The organism is Thiobacillus sp. SCN 63-57 (assembly GCF_001725555.1).
Lineage (GTDB): Bacteria > Pseudomonadota > Gammaproteobacteria > Burkholderiales > Thiobacillaceae > Thiobacillus.
The window spans coordinates 1-23,121 of sequence record NZ_MEGP01000019.1; the positions used below are offsets into that span (position 1 = coordinate 1).

General features: G+C 62.9%; 26 protein-coding genes. 3 read left to right on the top strand and 23 right to left on the bottom strand.

The features are described 5' to 3' along the window. The 15 genes from ABT23_RS08125 to cysS all read right to left on the bottom strand — a co-directional run. On the bottom strand, nt 1-985 hold a 985-nt coding region (locus ABT23_RS08125; protein WP_296633510.1), incomplete at its 3' end, for an O-antigen ligase family protein. Between the two features lie 173 nt (nt 986-1,158). Then, nucleotides 1,159-2,970 carry an asparagine synthase (glutamine-hydrolyzing) gene (asnB, locus tag ABT23_RS08130; protein WP_296633511.1) on the bottom strand — a complete coding sequence of 604 codons (1,812 nt, stop codon included), beginning with the start codon at nt 2,968-2,970 and terminating at the stop codon, nt 1,159-1,161. 52 nt (nt 2,971-3,022) lie between these two features. Then, on the bottom strand, nt 3,023-3,685 hold the full coding sequence (hisG, locus tag ABT23_RS08135; RefSeq protein ID WP_296633513.1) for an ATP phosphoribosyltransferase: 663 nt from the start codon (nt 3,683-3,685) through the stop codon (nt 3,023-3,025). 140 nt (nt 3,686-3,825) lie between these two features. After that, on the bottom strand, nt 3,826-5,079 hold the full coding sequence (murA, locus tag ABT23_RS08140; RefSeq protein WP_296633514.1) for a UDP-N-acetylglucosamine 1-carboxyvinyltransferase: 1,254 nt from the start codon (nt 5,077-5,079) through the stop codon (nt 3,826-3,828). Beyond that, nucleotides 5,080-5,316, bottom strand: coding sequence for a BolA/IbaG family iron-sulfur metabolism protein (locus ABT23_RS08145; protein ID WP_296633516.1), 237 nt, complete (start codon nt 5,314-5,316; stop codon nt 5,080-5,082). 27 nt (nt 5,317-5,343) lie between these two features. Beyond that, nucleotides 5,344-6,099: an ABC transporter permease gene (locus ABT23_RS08150; RefSeq protein WP_296633517.1), complete on the bottom strand. Its 756-nt coding sequence runs from the start codon at nt 6,097-6,099 to the stop codon at nt 5,344-5,346. After that, entirely contained in the window at nt 6,096-7,004 is a 909-nt protein-coding gene (locus ABT23_RS08155) for an ABC transporter ATP-binding protein (RefSeq protein WP_296633519.1), read from the bottom strand. The genes ABT23_RS08150 and ABT23_RS08155 overlap by 4 nt, the downstream gene beginning before the upstream one ends. Beyond that, complete coding sequence (locus ABT23_RS08160) at nt 7,001-7,279, bottom strand: STAS domain-containing protein (protein WP_296633521.1); 279 nt, start codon at nt 7,277-7,279, stop codon at nt 7,001-7,003. Before ABT23_RS08160 ends, ABT23_RS08155 begins: the two co-directional genes overlap by 4 nt. Continuing rightward, nucleotides 7,276-7,908: a phospholipid-binding protein MlaC gene (locus tag ABT23_RS08165; protein ID WP_296633523.1), complete on the bottom strand. Its 633-nt coding sequence runs from the start codon at nt 7,906-7,908 to the stop codon at nt 7,276-7,278. The genes ABT23_RS08160 and ABT23_RS08165 overlap by 4 nt, the downstream gene beginning before the upstream one ends. 64 nt (nt 7,909-7,972) lie before the next feature. After that, nucleotides 7,973-9,334 carry a TolC family protein gene (locus ABT23_RS08170; protein WP_296633525.1) on the bottom strand — a complete coding sequence of 454 codons (1,362 nt, stop codon included), beginning with the start codon at nt 9,332-9,334 and terminating at the stop codon, nt 7,973-7,975. Beyond that, nucleotides 9,331-9,798: an outer membrane lipid asymmetry maintenance protein MlaD gene (mlaD, locus tag ABT23_RS08175; protein ID WP_296633526.1), complete on the bottom strand. Its 468-nt coding sequence runs from the start codon at nt 9,796-9,798 to the stop codon at nt 9,331-9,333. Before mlaD ends, ABT23_RS08170 begins: the two co-directional genes overlap by 4 nt. Further along, nucleotides 9,799-10,587 (bottom strand): lipid asymmetry maintenance ABC transporter permease subunit MlaE, encoded by a 789-nt coding sequence (gene mlaE, locus ABT23_RS08180; RefSeq protein ID WP_296633528.1) that lies wholly within the window; start codon nt 10,585-10,587, stop codon nt 9,799-9,801. After that, nucleotides 10,580-11,392 carry an ABC transporter ATP-binding protein gene (locus tag ABT23_RS08185; RefSeq protein WP_296633529.1) on the bottom strand — a complete coding sequence of 271 codons (813 nt, stop codon included), beginning with the start codon at nt 11,390-11,392 and terminating at the stop codon, nt 10,580-10,582. Before ABT23_RS08185 ends, mlaE begins: the two co-directional genes overlap by 8 nt. A gap of 84 nt (nt 11,393-11,476) precedes the next feature. Next, entirely contained in the window at nt 11,477-11,899 is a 423-nt protein-coding gene (locus tag ABT23_RS08190; RefSeq protein WP_296633531.1) for a DUF72 domain-containing protein, read from the bottom strand. Between the two features lie 89 nt (nt 11,900-11,988). Beyond that, the gene (cysS, locus tag ABT23_RS08195) at nt 11,989-13,356 is read right to left on the bottom strand and encodes a cysteine--tRNA ligase (protein WP_296633532.1); all 1,368 of its coding nucleotides are present in this window, start codon (nt 13,354-13,356) and stop codon (nt 11,989-11,991) included. Between the two features lie 117 nt (nt 13,357-13,473). On the opposite strand from cysS, the gene ABT23_RS08200 reads away from it, so the two are divergent. From ABT23_RS08200 to ABT23_RS08210, 3 genes are all read left to right on the top strand, one after another. Next, complete coding sequence (locus tag ABT23_RS08200; protein ID WP_296633534.1) at nt 13,474-14,037, top strand: tetratricopeptide repeat protein; 564 nt, start codon at nt 13,474-13,476, stop codon at nt 14,035-14,037. 75 nt (nt 14,038-14,112) lie between these two features. After that, on the top strand, nt 14,113-14,604 hold the full coding sequence (locus tag ABT23_RS08205) for a peptidylprolyl isomerase (protein ID WP_296633536.1): 492 nt from the start codon (nt 14,113-14,115) through the stop codon (nt 14,602-14,604). 7 nt (nt 14,605-14,611) lie between these two features. After that, nucleotides 14,612-15,361 (top strand): UDP-2,3-diacylglucosamine diphosphatase, encoded by a 750-nt coding sequence (locus ABT23_RS08210; RefSeq protein ID WP_296633538.1) that lies wholly within the window; start codon nt 14,612-14,614, stop codon nt 15,359-15,361. A 54-nt stretch (nt 15,362-15,415) separates the two neighbouring features. Here ABT23_RS08210 and ABT23_RS08215 read toward each other — a convergent pair whose 3' ends face one another. The 8 genes from ABT23_RS08215 to trpA all read right to left on the bottom strand — a co-directional run bounded on the left by ABT23_RS08215 (nt 15,416) and on the right by trpA (nt 23,082). Continuing rightward, nucleotides 15,416-16,069 carry a hypothetical protein gene (locus ABT23_RS08215; protein WP_296633539.1) on the bottom strand — a complete coding sequence of 218 codons (654 nt, stop codon included), beginning with the start codon at nt 16,067-16,069 and terminating at the stop codon, nt 15,416-15,418. After that, a complete protein-coding gene (locus tag ABT23_RS08220; protein ID WP_296633541.1) occupies nt 16,066-17,238 on the bottom strand; it encodes an O-succinylhomoserine sulfhydrylase in 1,173 nt (390 codons plus the stop codon). The genes ABT23_RS08215 and ABT23_RS08220 overlap by 4 nt, the downstream gene beginning before the upstream one ends. Before the next feature lie 142 nt (nt 17,239-17,380). Continuing rightward, nucleotides 17,381-18,904 carry an amidophosphoribosyltransferase gene (purF, locus tag ABT23_RS08225; protein WP_296633543.1) on the bottom strand — a complete coding sequence of 508 codons (1,524 nt, stop codon included), beginning with the start codon at nt 18,902-18,904 and terminating at the stop codon, nt 17,381-17,383. Between the two features lie 21 nt (nt 18,905-18,925). After that, nucleotides 18,926-19,420 carry a CvpA family protein gene (locus ABT23_RS08230; RefSeq protein ID WP_296633545.1) on the bottom strand — a complete coding sequence of 165 codons (495 nt, stop codon included), beginning with the start codon at nt 19,418-19,420 and terminating at the stop codon, nt 18,926-18,928. Next, nucleotides 19,417-20,040 carry an SPOR domain-containing protein gene (locus tag ABT23_RS08235; protein ID WP_296633547.1) on the bottom strand — a complete coding sequence of 208 codons (624 nt, stop codon included), beginning with the start codon at nt 20,038-20,040 and terminating at the stop codon, nt 19,417-19,419. The genes ABT23_RS08230 and ABT23_RS08235 overlap by 4 nt, the downstream gene beginning before the upstream one ends. Further along, nucleotides 20,021-21,292 carry a bifunctional tetrahydrofolate synthase/dihydrofolate synthase gene (folC, locus tag ABT23_RS08240; protein ID WP_296633549.1) on the bottom strand — a complete coding sequence of 424 codons (1,272 nt, stop codon included), beginning with the start codon at nt 21,290-21,292 and terminating at the stop codon, nt 20,021-20,023. The genes ABT23_RS08235 and folC overlap by 20 nt, the downstream gene beginning before the upstream one ends. Nucleotides 21,293-21,392: 100 nt before the next feature. Then, nucleotides 21,393-22,262, bottom strand: coding sequence for an acetyl-CoA carboxylase, carboxyltransferase subunit beta (gene accD, locus ABT23_RS08245; protein ID WP_296633551.1), 870 nt, complete (start codon nt 22,260-22,262; stop codon nt 21,393-21,395). 13 nt (nt 22,263-22,275) lie between these two features. Then, nucleotides 22,276-23,082, bottom strand: coding sequence for a tryptophan synthase subunit alpha (gene trpA / locus ABT23_RS08250; RefSeq protein WP_296633553.1), 807 nt, complete (start codon nt 23,080-23,082; stop codon nt 22,276-22,278). Nucleotides 23,083-23,121: the final 39 nt, after the last annotated feature.

Sequence of the window (23,121 nt, forward strand, 5' to 3'; positions counted from 1 at the left end):
GAAGTGAATTATTTTCATCTAGTCGATAACCTGCTCGCATACACAACACAAAAAACACCAGCAGCCCTGCCAGGCCAATAAACCCCGTTTCAGAGCCCACCTCCAGCAACAATTGGTGAGCATAGATCTGCCCCGTCCCGTCAGGACTAAGAAAAGGATCCTCCGCCTCGGCAAATTGGGGGTAGGCGTAGCGATACGAGCGGACACCCGCACCATTAACCGGATAATGCTCCAGCACCGTGAATGCGTTGCGCCACAAATGCAAACGCTGGGAACTGGCGGCATTCAGGCCTTCGTAACTGAAGTCCATTGCTTCAATGGACTGGTTCATGCGCTGGGCAAACTTGGGGTTGACCTGGTAGGTTCCAAATCCCGCCACGACGGCGATCAGCATAATGGGAACCAATAGCCGGGCCGGATGAAAACCCAGCCGCCTGGCGTACACCCAACTCCACATCAGGGTGGCAATGGCGAAGACGATCCAGCTTTCGCGGTTGCTGGCGAGCAGAACGACCGTTGCGGTGCCGAGCCAGGCCAAAGCCAGGCGCCATTTGGCGCCATGACGGGAAACATATTCCCACACGATGGGCGACAGCATGGCAAGCGTCAGACCGAGCTTCCAGTCGTGCGGGCCATAGAGGCCATTCAGCCGGTCGGGGTAGGCATAGCCAAGCAGGTCGTAGCCGACTGCAGCCTGGATCAGGGCATCCAGGGTCCAGAAAAGCATCAGCCACGCCGACAGCTTAAGCAGGCGCTGGCGCGCGAGGTTTTCGTGCAGCATCCAGATCAGATAGATGCCGGCAAAGTAAATACGCGGGTAGGTGAGCGCGGTACTGAGCGATTTGGTGAACCAGATGGAATCCGGCACCGACAGCGCCATGGGGATCCAGATGCACAGGAACAGCAGGCTGAAGGTCTTGGCGCCGCCCTCCCACACGACCTGCTTGCCATGCCGCCAGATCAGCATGCCGCCCAGGATGGCCATGATGAACACGGGCAACTCGGACGAACGGCCGAACGGCAGCAGCAGGAGGAACGACCAGGCGAGGACGACGGGTGGCCAGGTTGCGGGGCGGAAAAAGGATTTCATCGCTAGACTTTATCGACGGATGCACCGTGCATCCGGCAGGGTGGATAGTACCGCACCACTCCGGACTTTCATGCAATGAAAGCCAGCGGGTCCGACTGGTCGGCGGGTTTTTCTCCCGCACCTTCGACGAAGATGCGGTGCCAGACGGCAAAGCTGAGCAGCGTCCATATCGCACTGCCATGCCGGCCACCCTGCTGTTGTGCACGCAGCAGCTTGCGGACCTCGGATGGGTCGAACCAGGCACGGATCCCGTCCGCTTCCGGCAGGACTTTGAGCAGCGTCTGTAACCGTTCGCCGCGCAGCCAGTCGTTTACCGGGACAGTAAATCCTTTCTTGCGCGCCCATAGATGCTCGCGTGGCAGATAGCGCTCGCCCCACAGCCGCAGGAAGCGCTTGCCGGTGCGTCCCTCGATCTTGTAAGCATCCGGCAACGCCAGGCCGAATTCGACCACCCGGTGGTCGAGGAACGGCACACGGCCTTCGATGCCCCAGGCCATCAGCATACGGTCGGCCTTGGTCAGCAGATCGTCCGGCAGCCAGGTTTCCAGATCCACGCATTGCATGCGCTGCAGCCGTGTCCACTGTCGCGGGGTGCGCTGCCACGCCTGCTGGAAGGGTTGCCGCCAGCCGGGCAGGGCTTCGGCTAGCCGCGGACTGAACAATGCAGCGCGGGTGCCGTCGAAGACGCCCTTGCTGCGGAAACCGCCGCTGCCGGGGACACGCATCGCCGCCCAGGCTCGCTTGACCCAGGGTGAACGATAACGCCCGTAGCCCGCGAACACTTCATCCCCGCCTTCGCCGGAAAACACCACTTTCAGTTCTGCACCAGCCTGTTCGGCCAGCATCGACACCGGCAAATTGGCATAGTCCGCTGTGAGATCGTCGGCCGCCCACACGCTGCGCGGCAGGCAGTTCAGCATATCGTCGGCACTCACCTCGAATACGCTGTGACGGGTATGGAACTGCTCGGCGACACGCCGCGCCGCGTCAAGCTCGTTGTGCACCGAACTGCCCGGGAAGCCCACCGAAAACGTACGCAGAGGCTCAGCCATCCGCTGCGCCAGCAGGGCGGCCAGCAAGGAAGAATCGACGCCCCCGGAGAGGAACAGGCCCAGCGGGACGTCGGCACGCATATGGATGTCCATCACGTCCCGCATCAAGACGTCGAAATGCTCCAGCGCATCGTCCAGGCCAAGATCGAGCGGGGTGACCTGCAACGGCGACCAGTAGGCATGCAATTCGATCGTCAGGGTACGGGTATCGATCCGGGCCAGATGCGCGGGCGGCAATTTCGCCACGCCCTGCAGCAGCGTCCGCGGCGCGCAGGTGAAATTGGACTGCAGGAGTTGGGCAAGACCCTGGGGATCGACCTCAGGCTTCCCCAACCAGGGTTGCAGCGCCTTGATCTCGGATGCAAACGCCAGTCCTCGGCTGTCGCGGCAGTAGTAAAACGGCTTGATGCCCAGCCGGTCGCGCGCCAGGATCAGTTCTCCGCGCTGCACATCGTGGAGCGCAAAGGCAAACATACCCTGCAGGCGGTCGAGGAAAGCGATCCCCCAGGCCTCGTAGCCGTGCAGAATGGTTTCACAGTCGGAATGCGTGGCGAAGCGATGGCCGAGCGTTTCCAGTTCGGAGCGCAATTCGCGGTAGTTATAGATCTCGCCGTTGGCGACCAGGATGAGGCTGCGGTCCTCGTTGTAGAGCGGCTGCGCGCCGCCCTCCAGATCGATGATGGCAAGCCGCGTATGCAATAGGCCAACATTGCCTGCCACATGCCTCCCCTGCCCGTCCGGCCCGCGATGGGCGAGGCGCCGCGTCATGTCGTCGAGCAGGGCTGCCTCGATCGGGTTGGCTGAAACGACGCCTGCAATCCCGCACATGCTAATTCCCTGCCGTGCGGCGGTATTCGATCGTCACGGCGTGCGAAACGCTTTAACGTGTGCTGCCGGCGGTGACAGCCGAAGCGAACGCATCGATCACCGGCTGGATCAGGTTCCGCTTGAGCTTGAGCGCGGCCTGGTTCACCACCAGACGCGAACTGATGTCGCTGATGTGCTCGACCGCAACCAGTCCGTTGGCCTTGAGCGTGCCGCCGGTGGAGACCAGATCGACGATGACGTCGGACAATCCGACCAGCGGCGCCAGCTCCATCGAGCCGTAGAGCTTGATGAGATCGATATGCACGCCCTTGCTGGAGAAATGGTCGCGTGCCGCATTGACGTACTTGGTCGCGACGCGGATGCGTGCGCCCTGCTTCACCATTCCGGCATAGTCGTAGCCTTCGCGTACCGCGACCATCATGCGACAGCGTGCGATCTGCAGATCGAGCGGTTGATAGAGGCCGTTGCCACCATGTTCGTTGAGCACATCCTTGCCGGCGATGCCGAGGTCGGCGGCGCCATATTGCACATAAGTCGGCACATCGCTTGCGCGCACGATGATGAGCCGCACGTCGGCACGGTTGGTGCCGATGATGAGCTTGCGCGAGGACTCGGGGTTCTCGGTCGGCGTGATGCCGGCCGCCGCCAGCAGTGGCAGCGTTTCTTCGAAGATGCGGCCTTTGGACAGGGCCAGCGTGATGCCGGTGTTGCTCATGTTTGAATATTCCGCCGTCAGGGCGCTTCAATAAAATTGCCGTTCGCCCTGAGCCTATCGAAGGGCTTGCCTGCAAGGTTCATATTACTGGGCACATGGGCTTCGACAAGCTCAGCCCGAACGGGCTTGGGGATGTCAATTCAGTGCACCCGCTTGATACGCGCGCCCAGTTGCGTCAGTTTTTCCTCGATACGTTCGTAGCCGCGATCAAGGTGATAGATGCGCTCGATGGTGGTCTCGCCGGCCGCCACCAGCCCGGCCAGCACCAGGCAGGCCGAGGCGCGCAGGTCGGTCGCCATCACGATGGCGCCATCGAGCCGCGGCACGCCACGCACCAGCGCCGTGTGGCCGGATACCTCGATGTTGGCACCCAGGCGGCGCAATTCCTGCACGTGCATGAAGCGGTTCTCGAAGATGGTTTCGGTGACGCTGGCTGCGCCGTCGGAGACGGCATTCATCGCCATGAACTGCGCCTGCATGTCGGTGGGAAAGGCCGGGTGCGGCGCGGTACGCACGTCAACTGCCTTCAGCTTGCCATCGGAGTCGATTTCGATCCAGTCCTCGCCGACGCTTACCTGGGCCCCGGCCTCGCGCAACTTGCTTATCACCGCTTCCAGCGTATCGGGCTGGGCGTGAGTGGCACGCACGCGCCCACCCGTCATCGCAGCGGCCACCAGGAAAGTGCCGGTCTCGATGCGGTCGGCCATGACGGCATACTCGGCGCCGTGCAGCGTGTCGACGCCGTGGATGGTGATGACATCGCTGCCGGCGCCTTCGATCTTGGCGCCCATCGCGACCAGGCAACGTGCGAGGTCGACCACCTCGGGTTCGCGCGCGGCATTTTCCAGCACGGTCGTGCCGTCGGCCAGCGTGGCGGCCATCATCAGGTTCTCGGTGCCGGTCACGGTGACCATGTCCATCACGATGCGCGCGCCCTGCAGGCGTTTGCAGCGCGCATGGATATAGCCATGCTCGATATTGATGTCGGCACCCATCGCCTGCAGGCCCTTGATGTGCAGGTCGACCGGGCGCGAGCCGATGGCGCAGCCGCCAGGCAATGAGACGCGTGCCTCACCGAAGCGCGCCAGCGTCGGCCCCAGCACCAGGATCGCGGCACGCATGGTTTTCACCATTTCATAGGGCGCTTCCTTGTGCGGGATCGATTCGCCGGACAGGGTGACGTGATTCTTGTCGTCCAGGGTGACGCGCACGCCCATGTGGCCGAGCAACGCCAGCATGGTGCTGATGTCCTTGAGATGCGGCACGTTGCCGAGCCTCAAGGGTTCGGCAGTCAGCAAACTCGCCGTCAGGATCGGCAGCGCGGCATTCTTGGCGCCGGAAATGCGCACCTCACCGGCAAGCGGGTTGCCGCCGTGAATCAGCAGCGCATCCATTCAGCGGGCGGCCCAGTCTTCAGGGGTGTAGGTCTTCATCGACAGCGCGTGGATCTGCGCGTGCATGCGGGTACCCAGCGCATCATAGACCAGCCGGTGCTGCTGGATCATGTTCTTGCCGCTGAAGGCCGGACTGACGATCACAGCCTGGAAATGCTGGCCGTCGCCGTCCAGTTCGATGTGGTCGCACGGCAGTTTCTCGGTGATCCAGCCTTTGATGTCGTCGGGAGTAACCATGCTTGTCTTGCCTCGTCTTTCGCAATACTAATGTCTGAGTTTGTAGCCGCTCTTCAGCAGCATCAGAGTGAGGGCGGATATTGCCACAAAGCAGGCCCCGGCGACCAGCAGGCCGAGCCCGGGATCGGTGTCGGATTGACCGACAAACGCATAGCGGAAGCCGTCGATCAGGTAGAACACGGGGTTCACACGCGACACGGCCTGCCAGAAGGGCGGCAGCGAGTGGATCGAGTAGAACACGCCGGACAGGAAAGTGAGCGGCAGGATGAGGAAATTCTGGAACGCCGCCAGTTGGTCGTATTTTTCCGCCCATATACCCGCCACGATGCCGACCGCAGCCATGATGGCACAAGCCAGCAGCGCGTACGCCAACAGCCAAACCGGATGGGGCAATTGAAATGGCGCGTACCACAGCGTCACTACCCATACGCCGAGCCCGACGATCAGCCCGCGCAGGATCGCCGCGCCGAGATAGGCAAGGAAGAACTCCAGATACGACAGCGGCGGCAACAGCACGAACACGATATTGCCCTGCATCTTCGACTGGATGAGGCTGGACGAACTGTTGGAGAAGGCATTCTGCAGCATGCTCATCATTACCAGTCCCGGCACCAGGAAACTGGTGTACGAAACGCCGGGATAGACCTCGACGTGCGCCTCAAGGACATGCGAGAAGATCAGGAGATACAGCAGCGCCGTCACCACCGGGGCGACCACGGTCTGCACCACCACTTTCCAGAAGCGCAGCAGTTCCTTGTAAAACAGCGCCGAGAATCCGCTCATGTGCGCTTCATGATGTCCGTGAAGACATCCTCCAGATCCGGTTCCTGCAAGTGCATTTCGGTCACGCGCACCCCCGCGCCGCGCAGGTCGGCCAGCAGGGTTTCCAGTTCACGGTACTCGCTGAAATTGATGCGCCAGCTGCCCTCCGCGTCGCGCAGCAGGCGGTCCTGCCACGCGACCGGCACGTCGTCCCTATCCAGCCGCAGTTGCGCGCAGTGCTCGTTGGTCAATTGCAGCAGGTTGCGCGTGGTATCGCAGGCGACGACCCGGCCGCTCTTCAGCATCGCAATACGGCCGCACAGCGCCTCGGCTTCTTCTAGGTAATGCGTGGTCAGCAGGATGGTGTGTCCCTCGCGGTTGAGACGGCTGATGAATTCCCACAGCGAACGGCGCAAATCGACGTCGACCCCGGCCGTCGGCTCGTCGAGCACGATGACCGGCGGCTTGTGCACCAGCGCCTGCGCCACCAGCAGGCGGCGCTTCATGCCGCCCGACAGGCTTTGCGTGTTCTTGTCGGCATGCTGGGCAAGATCGAGATGATGCATGATCTCGTCGATCCAGCCGTCGTTGTGCTTGAGCCCGAAGTAGCCGGACTGGATGCGCAGGGTTTCGCGTACATTGAAAAAAGGATCGTAGACCAGCTCCTGCGGCACCACCCCGAGCGCACGGCGCGCCTGGCGGTAATCGCGCACCACGTCGTGGCCCATGATGGCGGCCTGGCCGGCGTCCGCCCGGGCAAGTCCGGCCAGAATCGAAATGAGGGTGGTCTTGCCCGCCCCGTTGGGGCCCAGCAGGCCAAAGAACTCACCCGGCTGGATGTCGAGCGACACGCCGTCCAAGGCCTGGGTAGTGCGGAAACGCTTGCGCAGATCGTCGACGTGGATGGCGGGCGTCGCCTGACTCATGTCGGAAGCAGATCCGATACGCCATACAGCTCCGCCAACGTGGTGAAACTGGACGGCAGGCCGGTGCAGGTCAGCGTACGGTTCGCCTGGCGGGCTTGCCGCATGGCGCTGAACATGAGCGCGAGCGCAGCCGAATCGACCGCCTCGACCTCGCTGAAATCCAGGGTTTCAACCCCGCGCGCAAGCTGGGGCTGCAATTCGCGCAGCAGGCCGCCCACACTGTCGACCGTCACCGCACCGGCGATGCGACAGCATGTGTCGTCGCATGCGATCACGAGCCGGAACGCGGCGCCGGCTGGGGCGCGCTGCGTGCGGACTTGTCGGCCAGGGTCTTGATCAGGCCATCGATCCCGCTCTGACGGATGGTGCTGGCAAAGGAAGCGCGGTAATTGGTGACCAGACTGACGCCGTCGATCGACACGTCGTAGACTTTCCAGCCGAAGCTGGTCTTGTACATGCTGTAGTCGATGGGAATCGGTTGCCCGCCGGGCTGGCGGATTTCGGAATGCACAGTCACGTCGGTATCGTCCGGCTTCATCGTCAGCGGCCTGAATTCGACTGTCTGATTAGTGAAGGCCGTCAGCGAGCTGGAATACGTCCGCACCAGCAGATTCCGGAATTCGGTCACCAGCGCCTGCTTCTGGTTGGCAGTGGCGCGCGGCCAGTGCTTGCCGACGGCCAGCTGGGTCATGCGATTGAAGTCGAAATTAGGCAGGATCTTGGCTTCGACCAGCTGGTATACCTTGTTCAGGTTGCCGCTCTGGATCTCCTTGTCCTGCTTCAGGATGGCAAGCACTTCCTGCGTGGTGCTGCGCGCCAGCACATCGGGCGGCGTATCTGCGGCCAGCACCGGGGTGCTGAATCCCGACACCAGTGCCAGAAGCAGAAAAAACGTGCGCAACATAACTCTGTCCTATTCGAATTTAATGGATATACGGGAAATCGGTTATGAAGTAGACGCGATCGCGTTACTTGAGTTCACCCGTCAGGCGCGCCAATTGCGCCACATTCATGTTGTAGTCGTTCACCGTACGCAGATATTCCGTCTGCACCAGGACATAGCTCTTGATCGCGTCGGCCACTTTGTCGGCACTTTCCAGCCCGGCTGACAAATCGGCCAGCGACGCCACCATCCAGCGCCGCGCGGCCGTGGCGCCCTCGCTCAGTTCGCGTTGCGCATTGAAGTTAGCCTGGGCATTGATATAGGCTTCGCCCACTTCGAACGGAATACCCGCCACCGCAAACGCCTTCTTGTGGTTGAGCGCTTCCAGCTCGGCCTGGGCCTGATTGACGCGCGCATTAGCGGCTCCGAAGATCGTATCCCACTTCACGCCCACCACCGGCGTGAGACCGCCCCCGTTGAAGGGATCGTTGATGTAGGGATTATCCAGACGATCGCGCTGCGAAGCGTAGTTGAACTGTCCAATCACACCTGCGTATACGTCCGGCATGCGATCCGCCTTCTTGGCCGCCACCAGGGCACGGCGGGCGCGCAATCCGGCTTCGAGCTGCTGCATTTCCGGACGGTCCTGCAGGGCGCGCGCCTGGAATTCGGCCAGATCGATCTGCGGGAAGGGTACCGGCGCGATGCGCTCGTCCGCCACGGTCAGGTCTTCCTTCAGACCCACTCCGGTCAACACTTTCAAGCCGTCCAGGCTGATTTTCTCGACGGCACGTGCCTGATTCACATACTTGGAGAGCAAGCCTTTCGCAGTCTGCAACGCATACAGGTCGGACTGCTTGGACTCACCGTTTTCCTTCTTGAGATTACGTTGAACCGACTCGATGGATTGGTTCAGCCGGTCCTGCATGTCTTCCAGAAAAACCCGGGTATCGCGCGCGGTCAGATAGCCGAAATAGGCACGCTTGGTGTCGTACACCGTATTGGTACGCGTTTGCCGGAGTTCGCCCTGCTTGAGGTCGACATTGCCCTGCGCGGCCTCGCCGTAATGTTCGATCTTGCCGAAGGTGAAGAGCGGCTTGATCAGCGCGAAATCGAGGTGCGTCCAGTCGGACAAGCCATGGAATTCGTCTCCATCGGTGCGCGGCACGGTCCCGCTAAAGCTCCCGCCCTGATAAAACCCGCCTTCGACTTGCGGTGCCAGCCCGACGAATGCATTGGCGCTGAGCCGCCAGCCGGCATTCCCTTGAACCTCCTGCACCATGCCGCGTGCGGCTTCGACGACCTGTTCGCGTTCCTTGATGCGCGGATCGGCTGCCAGGCTCATTTCCACAGCCTGCTGCAAGTTGATGGTCTCGGCCTCGCCAGGCAGAGCGGTCAGCAGCATGCCAGCTGCCAGGAGTGTGCGGGTCAGAGTGTTGCGTGTCATTTTGGCGCCCCTTCTTGAGCCTTACCGTATAAAAATTGGCCGATCAGATTTTCCAGCACCACCGCGTCCTGCGTGATCAGGATCCGATCCTTGTCTTTCAGTTTCTGGCTGTCGCCGCCGGCTTCCAGCCCGACATATTGCTCGCCCAGCAGGCCCGAAGTCATGATGGCCGCTGAGGTATCCTTAGGGAAAGCATAGCGCTTGTCCAGGCGAAGCGTGACGGCAGCTTCGTATTTTTCATTGTCAAAGCGGATATCCGCCACCCTGCCCACGACCACCCCCGCGCTTTTGACTGGTGCACGAGGTTTGAGGCCGCCGATGTTCTGGAAGTCGGCAATGACTTCATAGCTGTCTGCAGAATTTACGGTACTCATGCTGCCAACCTTGAGCGCCAGGAACAGCAACGCGCCGATGCCCGCGATGACGAATAATCCCACCCAGAAATCGAGTACGGTCCTGTTCATTTAATTGAGTCCCCGGAACATGAATGCGGTCAAGATAAAATCCAGTGCCAGCACGACCAGGCTGGAGGTCACGACGGTGCGCGTGGTGGCGCCCGACACGCCTTCGGCGGTAGGCGGCGCATCATAGCCCTCGAACAGCGCGATGGTGGTGACGGCAATACCGAACACGACACTCTTGATGACGCCGTTCAGGATGTCTTGCTCGAAATCGACGGCCCCCTGCATCTGCGACCAGAACGATCCTTCGTCCACGCCGATCAGCTTCACACCGACCAGGTAGCCGCCCAGCACGCCCATGGCCGAGAACAACGCCGCCAGCAGCGGCATCGAAATCACCCCTGCCCAGAAGCGTGGTGCCACCACGCGAGCGATCGGATCGACGGCCATCATTTCCATCGCCGACAACTGTTCGGTTGCCTTCATCAGGCCAATTTCCGCGGTGATGGCCGACCCGGCGCGGCTGGCGAACAGCAGCCCGGCCAGCACCGGCCCCAGCTCGCGCACCAGGGATAGCGCCACCAGCGTGCCCAGTGCCGACTCCGAGCCGTAGCGCTGCAGGGTTTCATAGCCCTGCAGGCCGAGCACCATGCCGACAAACAAGCCCGACACCAGGATGATGATGAGCGAGAGCACGCCGGTGAAATACATCTCGCGGATGGTCAAGCCAAAGCGGCGAAACGCGGTTCCCGAATGCAGCAGCATCGACAGGAAGAAACGACTGGCGAAGCCGATGCGCCAGACGCCCTGTATGGTGTGATTGCCCAGATTTTCGATAGCCTGCTTAAGCACTCTGCGCTCCCAACCTAAGGTCGTCGACGTAGGGCGGCGCCGGATAGTGGAACGGCACCGGCCCGTCGGACTCGCCATGCACGAACTGATGCACATAGGGGAGTCCGGACGCCCGGATCTCCGCTGCAGTGCCCTCTGCCACGATCACGCCTTCGGAGACGAAATAGACATAGTCGACGATTTTCAGCGATTCCTGCACGTCGTGCGTAACCACCAACGAAGTCAGCCCCAGGGTGTCGGTCAGGCGCCGGATCAGATTGCCGGTCACGCCCAATGAAATGGGATCCAGGCCGGCAAACGGCTCGTCGTACATCACCAGCGAGGGCTCCAGCGCAATCGCACGGGCCAGCGCCACGCGCCGTGCCATCCCGCCGGAGAGTTCGGCGGGCATCAGGTGGGCGGCACCACGCAAACCGACGGCATGCAGCTTCATCAGCACCAGGTCGCGAATGACGTCTTCCGGCAGGTCGGTGTGCTCGCGCAGCTGGAAAGCCACATTGTCGAACACCGACATGTCGGTGAACAGCGCGCCGAACTGAAACAGCATGCCCATCTTGCGACGCACCCGGTAGAGGCCGGCCCGGTCGAGCTCGCCCAGCGACTCGCCCGCCACGCGCACCGTGCCCTGGCCGACTTTGATCTGGCCGCCGATCAGGCGCAGGAGGGTGGTTTTGCCGCAACCGCTGCTGCCCATGATGGCCACGACCTGCCCCCGTTTGGCGGTCAGGTTGATGCCCTTCAGAACCGGCCGGGCGCCATAGCCAAATACAGCATCTTCGATCTCGACCAGAATGTCGTTTTGCAAGAAATCGGGCCTGTTTTTTAGTTGAGGCCGCATTCTACCGAAGCTAGGCCCTCCGCCGCCATTGGCAGGCGTTTTCCCGCCTGTTCAATAACCCATGACCTGCTTCAGGTTATTCACCCGCTCCAGTTGCACGAGGTCGCCACTCTGGCTGAAGACGAAGAGCGACTCGCCGGTTGTCGCTTGTTGCGTAATGCGCTGCGCCAGCGCGCGCATGTCTGGTGTCGAGTCCAGCCACCAGACATGCGCCGCCGTCCATGCGGACGTCGCCAGCAGGACGCGGGGCGAAACCGGTGGCACCGTCCCGGCGTCGCCCGGCTCGAGCACGAAACAAAATCCGTCCTGAGTATCGCTCAACCATTGGGCCCAGTTCGCATCCGATGCGGTCTGCCACATAGCCGCCGGCAGGTAGACCGCTTGGAATTGCGTGTTGTAATAAGACAACATCCAATCATCCGGCAGATCTTCCGGATAGAAGCTGCCGCGCCAATCGGGTCTGTCCCAATTCATGGCGCCTACCAAGACGAGAGCACGGGATGTCATGCGGCCATTATCCTGCCGTGGCGGTACACACTGCCACCCCGCCCACGCCAGGCCGTTCAGGCACGGCGCCAGGCGGTCCCGCCGGCGCCGTCCTCCAGCACGATGCCGGCCGCCGCCAACGTGTCTCGAATACGGTCGGACTCGGCAAAATCCTTCGCCTTGCGCGCCGCCTGACGCGCTGCGATCAATGTTTCGATCTCGGCTTCGGACAAGCCGGTGGTCGCGCTCCCGGCCTGCAGAAAATCCGCGGCCTCGCGTTGCAGCAGGCCGAGCACCGCGCCCAGGCTGCGCAGCGCCGTCGCGGCGGCGATATCGCCGCGGTTGGCCTCGCCGGCCAGTTCGAACAGGACGGCAAGCGCCTCCGGGGTATTGAAATCGTCGTCCATCGCCGCCTTGAAACGCTGGGCGGTCGGCTGCGTCCAGTCTGGGGCGGCCATATTGACAGGTACGTTCTTCAACGCCGTGTACAACCGCGTCAGCGCACCCTTGGCGTCATCGAGGTGCGCATCCGAGTAGTTCAACGGGCTGCGGTAATGGGCTCGCAGGATGAAAAAGCGCACCACCTCGGCATCGTATTTCGCCAGCACCTCCCGGATGGTGAAGAAATTGCCGAGCGACTTCGACATCTTCTCGTTGTCCACGCGGACAAAGCCGTTATGCAGCCAGTAGTTGACGAAGGTACAGCCATGGGCACCCTCGGATTGGGCGATCTCGTTTTCGTGGTGGGGAAACTGCAGGTCCTGGCCGCCACCGTGGATGTCGAAATGCTGGCCAAGGAGTTCTGCGCTCATCGCGGAGCATTCGATGTGCCAGCCGGGACGCCCGGGTCCCCATGGCGATTCCCATGCCGGCTCGCCGGGCTTGGCGGCTTTCCACAACACGAAATCCATCGGATCGCGCTTGTTGGGATCGATGTCCACGCGCTCGCCCGCGCGCAATTCATCGAGGCTTTTCCCGGATAGCCGCCCGTATGCCGGAAAGGCACGCACGCTGTAGTACACGTCGCCGTTGGGCGCCGGGTAAGCCAGGCCATTGCGAACCAGTTGTCCGATGAGCGCCAGCATCTGCGCCACGTACTCGGTGGCGCGCGGTTCGTGGTCTGGCGGCAGCACCCCCAGCGCACGTTCGTCCTCATGCATCGCGGCAATGAAGCGCCCGGTCAGTTCGGCCGGCGTTTCGCCATTGTCATGCGCGCGCTTGATGATCTTGTCGTCGATGTCGGTGATGTTGCGGACGTATTCGACCCGGTAGCCGCTGGCGCGCAGCCAGCGCGTCACCATGTCGAACACCACGAACACTCGTGCATGGCCCAGATGGCACAGGTCGTATACCGTCATGCCGCAGACGTACATGCGGACGACGCCTGGCGTGAGCGGGACGAACTCTTCCTTGGTGCGCGTGAGGGAATTGGTAATGTGCAGCATGGTGCAAACAGGCCTGGGGCGAAATGTCAGGGGGCGGTCCGGGGCGGCGCACCGACTGTCTTAGCGGGGTCGATGTTGTTAGAATGCCGGCTTCCAAAGATGATCCGAGCATATCACATGGCCTTGCCACGTTTCCTTGCCGCCGTTATTGCCGGCGTCATGCTCATCGGCCTCCCCGTGCAGGCCGATGAAATCCAGGACATCAACCTGCAGTTCCGCAAGGGTGAACTGACCGCCGCGCTCGACCGGGCCAACCGTTATCTGGCCAACAAGCCGAAGGATGCGCAAGCCCTGTTCCTGAAAGGCCTGATCCTTGGCGACCTGGGCAAGACCAACGATGCCATCGATGTGTTCAAGGGCCTGACCGAGAATTATCCCGAGCTGCCCGAACCCTACAACAACCTGGCCGTGCTCTATGCTTCGCAGGGCCGCTACGAACTGGCCCGGAATGCCCTCGAAATGGCCATTCGAACCCATCCCGACTACGCCACCGCGCACGAGAACCTCGGTGACATTTATGCCAAAATGGCGGCGATCGAGTATGGCAAGGTTCTGGCACTGGACAATGGCAACCAGGCCGCACAATCAAGGCTCAAGCTGATCCAGAACATGCTCGGTGGCCAGGCAACCAAATCGGCGGGCAAACCCGTGTCGGGTTCCGCCCAACCGACAAAAAAATAATAAAGGCAGCCCTCGCGGTGCCTGCAACGCGGCCTCGAGCCCACTCATCCCTGTAAATTTTCCATAGGACTCCACATGGTCAAGCTGCATACGAATCACGGCATCATCACCCTCGAACTCGACGCCGAAAAGGCGCCGAAGACGGTGGAAAACTTCCTGCAATACGTGCGTGACGGCTTTTTCGACGGCACGATCTTCCATCGCGTGATCGACGGCTTCATGATCCAGGGCGGCGGCTTCGAACCCGGCATGACGCAGAAACCCACCCGCGACGCGATCGAGAATGAAGCCTCCAATGGCCTCAAGAACGAGGCCTACACCATCGCCATGGCGCGTACGCCCAACCCCAACTCGGCCACCGCGCAGTTCTTCATCAACGTCGCCAACAACAGCTTCCTCAACTTCACCGCGCCCACCCCGCAGGGTTACGGCTACGCCGTGTTCGGCAAGGTGGTCGAGGGCATGGACGTGGTCGACGCGATCAAGAAGGTGAAGACCGGCAATCGCGCGGGGCACCAGGATGTGCCGCTGGAGGACGTGGTGATCACGAAGGCCGAAATCGCCTGACCGGCCGGTGAGCCTGACCTCAAAACCAGGCGCAGGCCGCACCTATTTCGTTGCCGACCTGCACCTCACCGACGAACGCCCGGCTGCCACCGGGCGTTTTTTTCGCTTCCTGCAGGACGAGGTTGCCGGTGCGGACGCGCTCTACATCCTGGGCGACCTGTTCGAGGCCTGGATCGGCGACGACCACGATGAAGCGGTGGCAAACGACACGGCGCAGCGGCTCGCGGCGCTGGTCGCTGCCGGCACGCCGGTGTACTTCATGCACGGCAACCGCGACTTCATGCTGGCCGGGCGCTACGCCGCGCGTTCCGGCATGACGCTGCTCGCCGACCCGACCCAGATCGACCTGTATGGGATGCCGACGCTGCTGATGCACGGCGATACCCTGTGCATCGACGACACGGCCTACCAGGATTTCCGCCGCCGGGTCCGTCATCCGCTGACGCGCGCGCTGTTGCGCCGCCTGCCGCGGACGTTACGTAGCCGCATGGCACGCCAGGCACGGGCGGGCAGCGAAGCGGCCAAGGCGCACAAGGCTGCCGAGACCATGGATGTGAATGAGGCGGAAGTGGTGCGTGTGATGCGCGAACACCGAGCCGGCCGCCTGATCCACGGCCATACCCATCGCCCTGCGCAGCACGCCCATCAGGTCGACGGCCGCAAATGCGAGCGCTGGGTGGTGCCGGACTGGTATGCCCGCTGGGGCTATGTGGTATGTGACGCCGCGGGCTGCGCGCTCAGGATCGGGGGCCTGTGACGGCGCGCTGACCTGCGCTGTCCCTTATGAAGGCGCATTGACCTGCGCCATGTCTTATGAGGGCGCATTGACCTGCGCCAGGCCCTCCGGCACGCGGAACAGTTCGGGATTCGCCGGCTGCCGGGTTTCGCTCTCGAATGTCCGGGTCCGGCCGGTAAACTCGCGCTCCTCCAGCGGCAGGCCGAGCGTGAGCGTGTCTCCCGCGTTCCATACCTGATTCGCCAGATCGCAGTCGTGCTGCAGCTCCGGCGGCGATGCCTTCCACACGCGGTACTGGGTCGCAGCCAGAATGGTCTTCTGCTCGGCCATCGCACGCGCCGCATCCAGGGCGTGCCGGGCGGCGATGCCTTCGCTGCAGACGACGCCCTTCACGGTAAGCGTGAAATGCCTGCCGCCGCGCTCGACCCTGTCCTCAACCAGTCCGGGCTTCCAGCCGACGGGCTTCGGCGGCAGCGCGCCGGGCGCAAACACCATCGCCAGCCGGCTGTCGCGCATGATGTTGATGACCACACGCTTCTTGCGGTCCAGCAGGGTGAAATCGCCCGTGTCCTCGCCGCTGTCCATGCGCATGAAAGCGGGGGTCACCAGGATGCGCGTCACATAAGGCGGCCCCCCCGGATCCTGGTCGACATAACGCAGCACCGTCATGTCGGCCGCGCGCGCAGTCCCTGCACACAGCACGAACAGGCCGATCAGCGCTTTCCTCATGCCAGCCCGCGTGCCAGGTCGGCCTGGATGTCAGCCACCGATTCCAGCCCAGCCGCGATGCGCACCAGCCCGTCGCCGATGCCGGCCGCAACGCGCTGCTCCGGCGTCATGCGGCTGTGGGTAGTGGTGGCCGGATGGGTGATGGTGGTCTTGGTATCGCCCAGGTTGGCGGTGATCGACAGCAGCTTCGTCGCGTCGATCAGCTTCCAGGCGGCATCCTTGCCGCCCTTGAGCTCGAACGACACGATCCCGCCGCCGGTTTTCTGCTGCGCCATCGCCAGTTCATGCTGCGGGTGCGAGGGCAGGCCGGGATACCACACACGCGCCACTTCCGGCCGGGCTTCCAGCCAGCGCGCCAGCGCCAGGGCATTCTTCGAATGCGCCTCCATGCGCAGCGAGAGCGTCTCCATGCCCTTCAGGATCACCCAGGCGTTGAACGCGGAGAGCGTCGGCCCGGCGGTACGCAGGAAGGTGTAAACGCCTTCCATCAGCGCCTGGCTGCCGAGCACCGCACCGCCGAGCACCCTGCCCTGGCCATCGAGATACTTGGTGGCGGAATGGATGATGATGTCGGCACCGAGTTCGAGCGGCTTCTGCAGCGCCGGCGAGCAGAAGCAGTTGTCGACCGCGAGCCATGCGCCGGCCGCGTGGGCGATGTCGGCCAGTGCCCGGATGTCGCTGACCTCGGTGAGCGGATTCGAAGGCGACTCGACGAAGAACAGCTTCGTGTTGGGCTTGACCGCCGCACGCCATTCCGCCGGGTCGGTCGGCGACACGTAGGTCGTCTCGATGCCGAAACGGCCGAGGATGTTGGAGAACAGCTGCACCGTCGAACCGAAGATCGAGCGCGACGCGACGACGTGCTCGCCCGCCTTCATCAGGCCCATCACGGTGGCGAGGATCGCGGCCATGCCCGACGCGAACGCCACGCAGCGTTCGGCCCCCTCCAGCGCGGCCAGCCGCGTCTCCATCATGTTGACGGTGGGGTTGGTGAAGCGCGCATAGATCGGGCCGGGTTGCTCGCCCTTGAAGCGCGCCGCCGCTTCCGCTGCGCTGCCGAACATGAAGCTGGAGGTGAGGAACATCGCCTCCGAGTGTTCGTTGAACTGGCTGCGCACGGTGCCGGCACGTACCGCCAGCGTCTCGATGTCGTATTCGTCGTTGTTCATGTTCGCTTCCAAAATAAAAAACCCCGAACGGCAAGCGTATCGGGGTTTCCCAGGCGACGACGCTTTAGCCGAATTTATCAAGCGCCCGCAAGCTGAGGTTCAAATCGGCGCAGGGACAATGTACGCCCGGCGCCGGCCAGGGTCAACCGTTATTCGTCGCCAGGTTGAGGTCGAGCTGCTGGGTCGACAGCGCCGAGGGCGGCGGGGTTTCGCCGTTGCGGATCGCCTCGACGTAGTTCAGGTACTCCGGCGTGACATCGCCCGTGATGTAGCGGCCGTCGAAGCATGAGGTATCGAAATCGGGGATCGCCGGATTGCCCGCCCTGACTGCCGCAACCATGGCATCGATATCCTGGTAGATCAGCGCATCGCAGCCGATTTCGCGCGCAATTTCCTCGTCGCTGCGGCCATTGGCGATCAGTTCGTTGCGCGTCGGCATGTCGATGCCGTACACGTTGGAGTAACGCACCGGCGGCGAGGCCGAAGCAAAGTACACCTTGGTGGCGCCGGCATCGCGCGCCATCTGCACGATCTCGCGGCTGGTGGTGCCACGCACGATGGAATCGTCGACCAGCAGCACGTTCCTGCCTTTGAACTCCTCGCCGATGGCGTTGAGCTTCTGCCGCACCGACTTCTTGCGCAGCGCCTGCCCCGGCATGATGAAGGTGCGGCCGATGTAACGGTTCTTGATGAAGCCTTCACGGTACGGCACGTTGAGATGATTCGCCAGTTGCAGCGCCGAGGGCCGGCTGGTGTCGGGAATCGGGATGACCACGTCAATCTTCAGGTGGGAGAATTCGCGCTTGATCTTTTCGGCCAGCGATTCTCCCATGGCCAGGCGCGTGCTGTAGACCGAAACGCCGTCCATCACCGAGTCGGGGCGGGCGAGATACACATACTCGAAAATGCAGGGATTGAGCACCGCCTTGTCGCTGCACTGGCGGCTGTGCAGCTTGCGCTGGTAATCGATGAACACCGCTTCGCCAGGGGCCACGTCGCGCAGCAGCCGGAAGCCCAGCGTATCGATCGCCACACTCTCCGACGCGACGATGTATTCGTGCGGCGTGACCTGATCGTTGACCCCGATCACCAGCGGCCGGATACCGTAGGGATCGCGGAAAGCCAGCAGGCCGTAGCCGGCGATGAAGGCTGTCACGGCATAGGCGCCCTTGCAGCGCGCATGCACGCCCGACACGGCACCGAAGATCGTGTCCAGATTCAATTGCCGCCCGGAAGCACGTACCTGCAGTTCATGCGCCAGCACATTCAGCAGCACCTCGGAATCCGAGTTGGTGTTGACGTGACGCAGGTCGGAACGGAACAGCGATTCCTTGAGTTCGTGGGTGTTGGTAAGGTTGCCGTTGTGCCCCAGCACGATGCCGTAGGGCGAATTCACGTAGAACGGCTGCGACTCGGCCGACGACGACGCGCTTCCGGCGGTGGGATAGCGCACGTGCGCCACGCCCATGTCGCCCAGCAGGTTACGCATGTCGCGCGTGCGGAAGACATCGCGCGCCAGCCCCTGCCCCTTGTGCATGTGAAAACGGCTTTCCTCCGCCGTCACGATGCCTGCCGCGTCCTGGCCGCGATGCTGCAACACCATCAGTCCGTCATACAAAAGCTGATTGGCCGCCGAATTGGAAACGACTCCGATTACCCCGCACATGATGTGCACCCGTCCATAAAGTTATTCAAAGCGAATGTATTTCGCCACGTCGGCCGGCACCAGCGGCAAGGCGCGCTGCGCCATGGCCTGCAGGCTGCCCGACAATCTGGCCTGCTTCCAGAACTCGGCACGCGGCAGCAGCGAAGTCAGTCCGGCCGCGAGCGTCAGGCCGACCAGGATCGCCAGACCTTTGGCCAGTCCCAGCACGCCACCCAGCACCTTGTCGGCTCCGCCCAGTCCCACCGCCTTGACCAGCGAAGACAGGACATGTCCCAGCAGCAGTACGCCGATCAATACCACCAGAAAAACCACGGCAAAGCCCACGAAATAGCGGATGCCCGGGCTCTCGATGCCAATCGGCAGAAGCGGCGCCACCAGCAAGGCGCCCCATTTGCCCAGCGCAAAGGCGAGAACCCAGGCCACCAGCGAAAACAGCGTGTCGACCATGCCGCGCATCAGTCCGCGCATCACGGTCAGGACCAGCACCAGCACCACGATGAGGTCGAGCATGTTCATTTGGCCAGCACCTGCCCGGTCATGCCGTTTTCAGCCAGCCGCCCTGCTGCTGCCTCCGCAGCCTCGCGCGTCGGATAAGGCCCTACACGCACACGCGTCAGGCTGCCAACCGTATCGGTGTAGCTCGGCAATCCAGCCAGTGCCGCGCGCGCCTTGAGTTCGCGAGCCTTGGCGCCATCGGACAGGGCGGCAAGCTGCACCACGAACATTTCGCTGGCTGCCGCAGGTTTTTTCTGGGGAACAGGCGCAGCAACAGGATGCGGCTTGGATTGCGGTTTGGCGGGCTCTGCTTTGACCGGCTCAGGCTTGACCGGTTCGGCCTCAGGTTTGGGTTCGGGTCTGGCTACCGGTTTGGCGGGCTCGGCTGGTTTGGCGGGCTCGGCCGGCCGAGCGGGCTGCGACGGCGTAGAAGACGCAGGTTCAGACACCGGCGCGGCCACCTGTTCGGGTACGGGCGCCGGCGCTTCGGCCATGTGGACCGATAGCGCACTCGTTGGTGGCGGCTCGTCTTCCAGCAACAGCGGCAGCGCGATCACTGCCAGCAGGGTCAACGCCACCGCACCGATCAGTCGGCGCCGGGCGAGGCGTTTGAGGTCATTTTCACTGCTGGGTGGCGGCATGGTCGAGCACGGCGGCAACGGTATAAAACGAACCGAAGATAAGAATTCTATCATCTTCGCGTGCCGCGCTTCGCGCCTCGGCGAGTGCGCGGACGACATCCGGCTGAACGTGTATCGGTGCTTCGCCCATCTGCCCGCGCAGTACGGCAGCCAGCGCCCGGGCATCCCGCGCACGTGACGAAGCAGGCGTACACGTCCACCATGCATCGATTTCGTCGCACAATGCCGCAAATACCCCTGCCGCATCCTTGTCGGCCAGCATACCCACCACAGCCAGTGTGCGTCCGCCCACCGGCTGGCTGCGCAGGGTGGCCGCCAGTGCCCGCGCGGCTTCCGGATTGTGCGCCACATCCAGAATGACCGCCGGCGCCTGAGCGATGTATTGGAACCGGCCAGGCACGTGCGTGGCCGCCAGCCCGCGGCGGATCGCCGCCACATCCACGGGCAAACGATCCTGTATGGCCTCCAGCGCCGCCAGCGCACCGGACGCGTTACGCAACTGGCAGGCGCCAGCCATGGCGGGCAACGGCAACTCCGTCCATCCTGTACCGAGGCTGCGATAGGTCCAGTGGTCGTCCTCGCGCTGCGCGGAAAAATCCCGGTCCACGCACCGCAGGTCGGCGCCAATACGGCGGGCATGTTCAAGCAGGCTGACTGGCGGCGCGGGATCGACGCAAATGGCAGGACGACCGGCTCGATAAATTCCCGCCTTCTCGAAACCGATTTTTTCGCGACTGTCGCCCAGGTAGTCCATATGGTCGAGATCGACGCTGGTAACGACCGCGACGTCGGCATCGAATACGTTCACGGCATCGAGCCGCCCGCCAAGGCCCACCTCAAGAACGGCCACATCGATGCCAGCATCGATGAACCGGGCCATCGCGCCCAGTGTGCCGAATTCGAAGTAGGTCAGCGAAACGTCGTCGCGTGCCGCGTCGACCCGTTCGAAGGCAGCGATGAGTTCAGCGTCGCCTGCCTCCCTGCCGGCGACCCGCACGCGTTCGTTGTAGCGCAGCAGATGCGGCGAGGTGTAGAGGCCGGTCTTGTAGCCGGCGGCATCGAGGATAGCAGCCAGGTACGCACTGGTAGAGCCTTTGCCGTTGGTACCGCCGACGATGATGAGCGGAAAATCCGGAACCAGGCCAAGCGCGTCCTTGACCCGACGCACCCGGTCGAGGCCGAGATCGATCGTACTGGGATGTAGTCGTTCCAGCCGCGCCAGCCAGGCATCAAGGGAAGTAAGCCGTTGCACGATCAGGTTACGCCGAGACGGTATGCCAGACAGGAATCAAACAAATCGCCGCGATGCAGGCATGTCCCCGCCGACCCTGGGTGGCCAATCAGCCCGGGATTCAGGCTGCCAGCGCCGGCCGGCCCATCATCATCGCCAGCGTGGACGCGAGCTCGCTACGCATCTGGCGGCGATCGATGATACGGTCGATGGCACCCTTCTCCTGCAGGAATTCGGCGCGCTGGAAGCCTTCCGGCAAGGTTTCGCGCACGGTCTGCTCGATTACGCGCGGCCCGGCAAAGCCGATCAGCGCGTTGGGCTCGGCGACGATCAGATCGCCCAGCATGGCGAAACTCGCCGACACCCCACCCATGGTCGGGTCAGTCAGCACCGACACGAAGGGCAGTCTATGGCGCGACAACTGGGTCAGCGCTGCTGACGTTTTGGCCATCTGCATCAGCGAAAACAGACCTTCCTGCATGCGCGCGCCACCGCTGGCGGAGAAGCAGACGAAGGCCGAGTTCGACTCGATCGCCGCCTCCACCCCCATGACGAAGCGCTCGCCGACCACCGACCCCATCGAGCCCCCCATGAACTTGAATTCGAACGCCGCGGTCACCACCGGCACCGCCTTGACGCTGCCGCCGATCACCACCAATGCATCCGTTTCCGAGGTGCCGGTCTGCGCTTCCTTCAGGCGGTCGGGATATTTCTTGCTGTCCTTGAATTTGAGCGGGTCGAGGGGTGTGATATGGGCACCGATTTCATGCTGTCCCTCCGCGTCCAGCAACAGGGCCAGGCGCTGCCGCGCGCCGATGCGATGATGATGGCCGCATTTCGGGCACACTTCCAGGTTGCTTTCCAGATCGGCACGGTAGAGCACCTCGTTGCAGGCCGGGCACTTGGACCACAAGCCCTCGGGCATCGACTTCTTCGACGCCTGTGCACGCCGCTTGATCTTCGGCGGCAGGATTTTCTGAAACCAGCTCATGTGTCTTCTCCGTTTATTTCGATGCCGCGTCGACGCCGCGGCGCAGTTCGGCCACCAGGTGCTTGACGCGGTTGGTGCATTCGCCTTCCGGCGCAGTCTCGATCTCGTTCACGATGCGGCTGCCCACCACCACCGCGTCGGCGATGCGGGCCACCGCTTCGGCGGTGGCCGCGTCGCGGATACCGAAACCCACGCCCACCGGCAGGCTGCAATGCTTGCGCACCATGGCCAGCTTCCGCGCGACTTCCTCGGTGTCGAGATTGGCCGACCCCGTCACGCCCTTGAGCGAGACGTAATAGATAAAACCGCCGGCGGCGGCCGCCACTTGTTCCACACGCGATTCCGGCGTGGTCGGCGACAACAGAAAAATCGGATCGAGGCCGTGTGACTTGAATACGTCCGACACGCCGGTCGACTCCTCCGGCGGGATATCCACTGTCAGCACGCCATCCACGCCGGCGGCCTTCGCCGCCTGGGCAAAAGCCTCGTAACCCATGCGCTCGACCGGGTTGGCATAGCCCATCAGCACCACCGGCGTGGTCGTGTTGGTCTTGCGGAATTCCGCCGTCATCGCCAGCACGTCTTTCAGCCCGACCTTGTTCGCCAATGCGCGCTCGGATGCGCGCTGGATCACCGGGCCGTCGGCCATGGGGTCGGAAAACGGCACCCCCAGCTCGATGATGTCGGCGCCGGCTTCCACCAGCACGTGCATCAGCGGCACCGTCAGGCCCTTGCCGGGGTCGCCTGCGGTAATGAAGGGAATCAGGGCTTTTCTGTTGTGCGCTTTCAGCGCGATAAAGGTCTGGCCGATGCGGCTCATGGTTGGGTCTTCTGGAAGGTGCGATTCAATTGGGGAGCC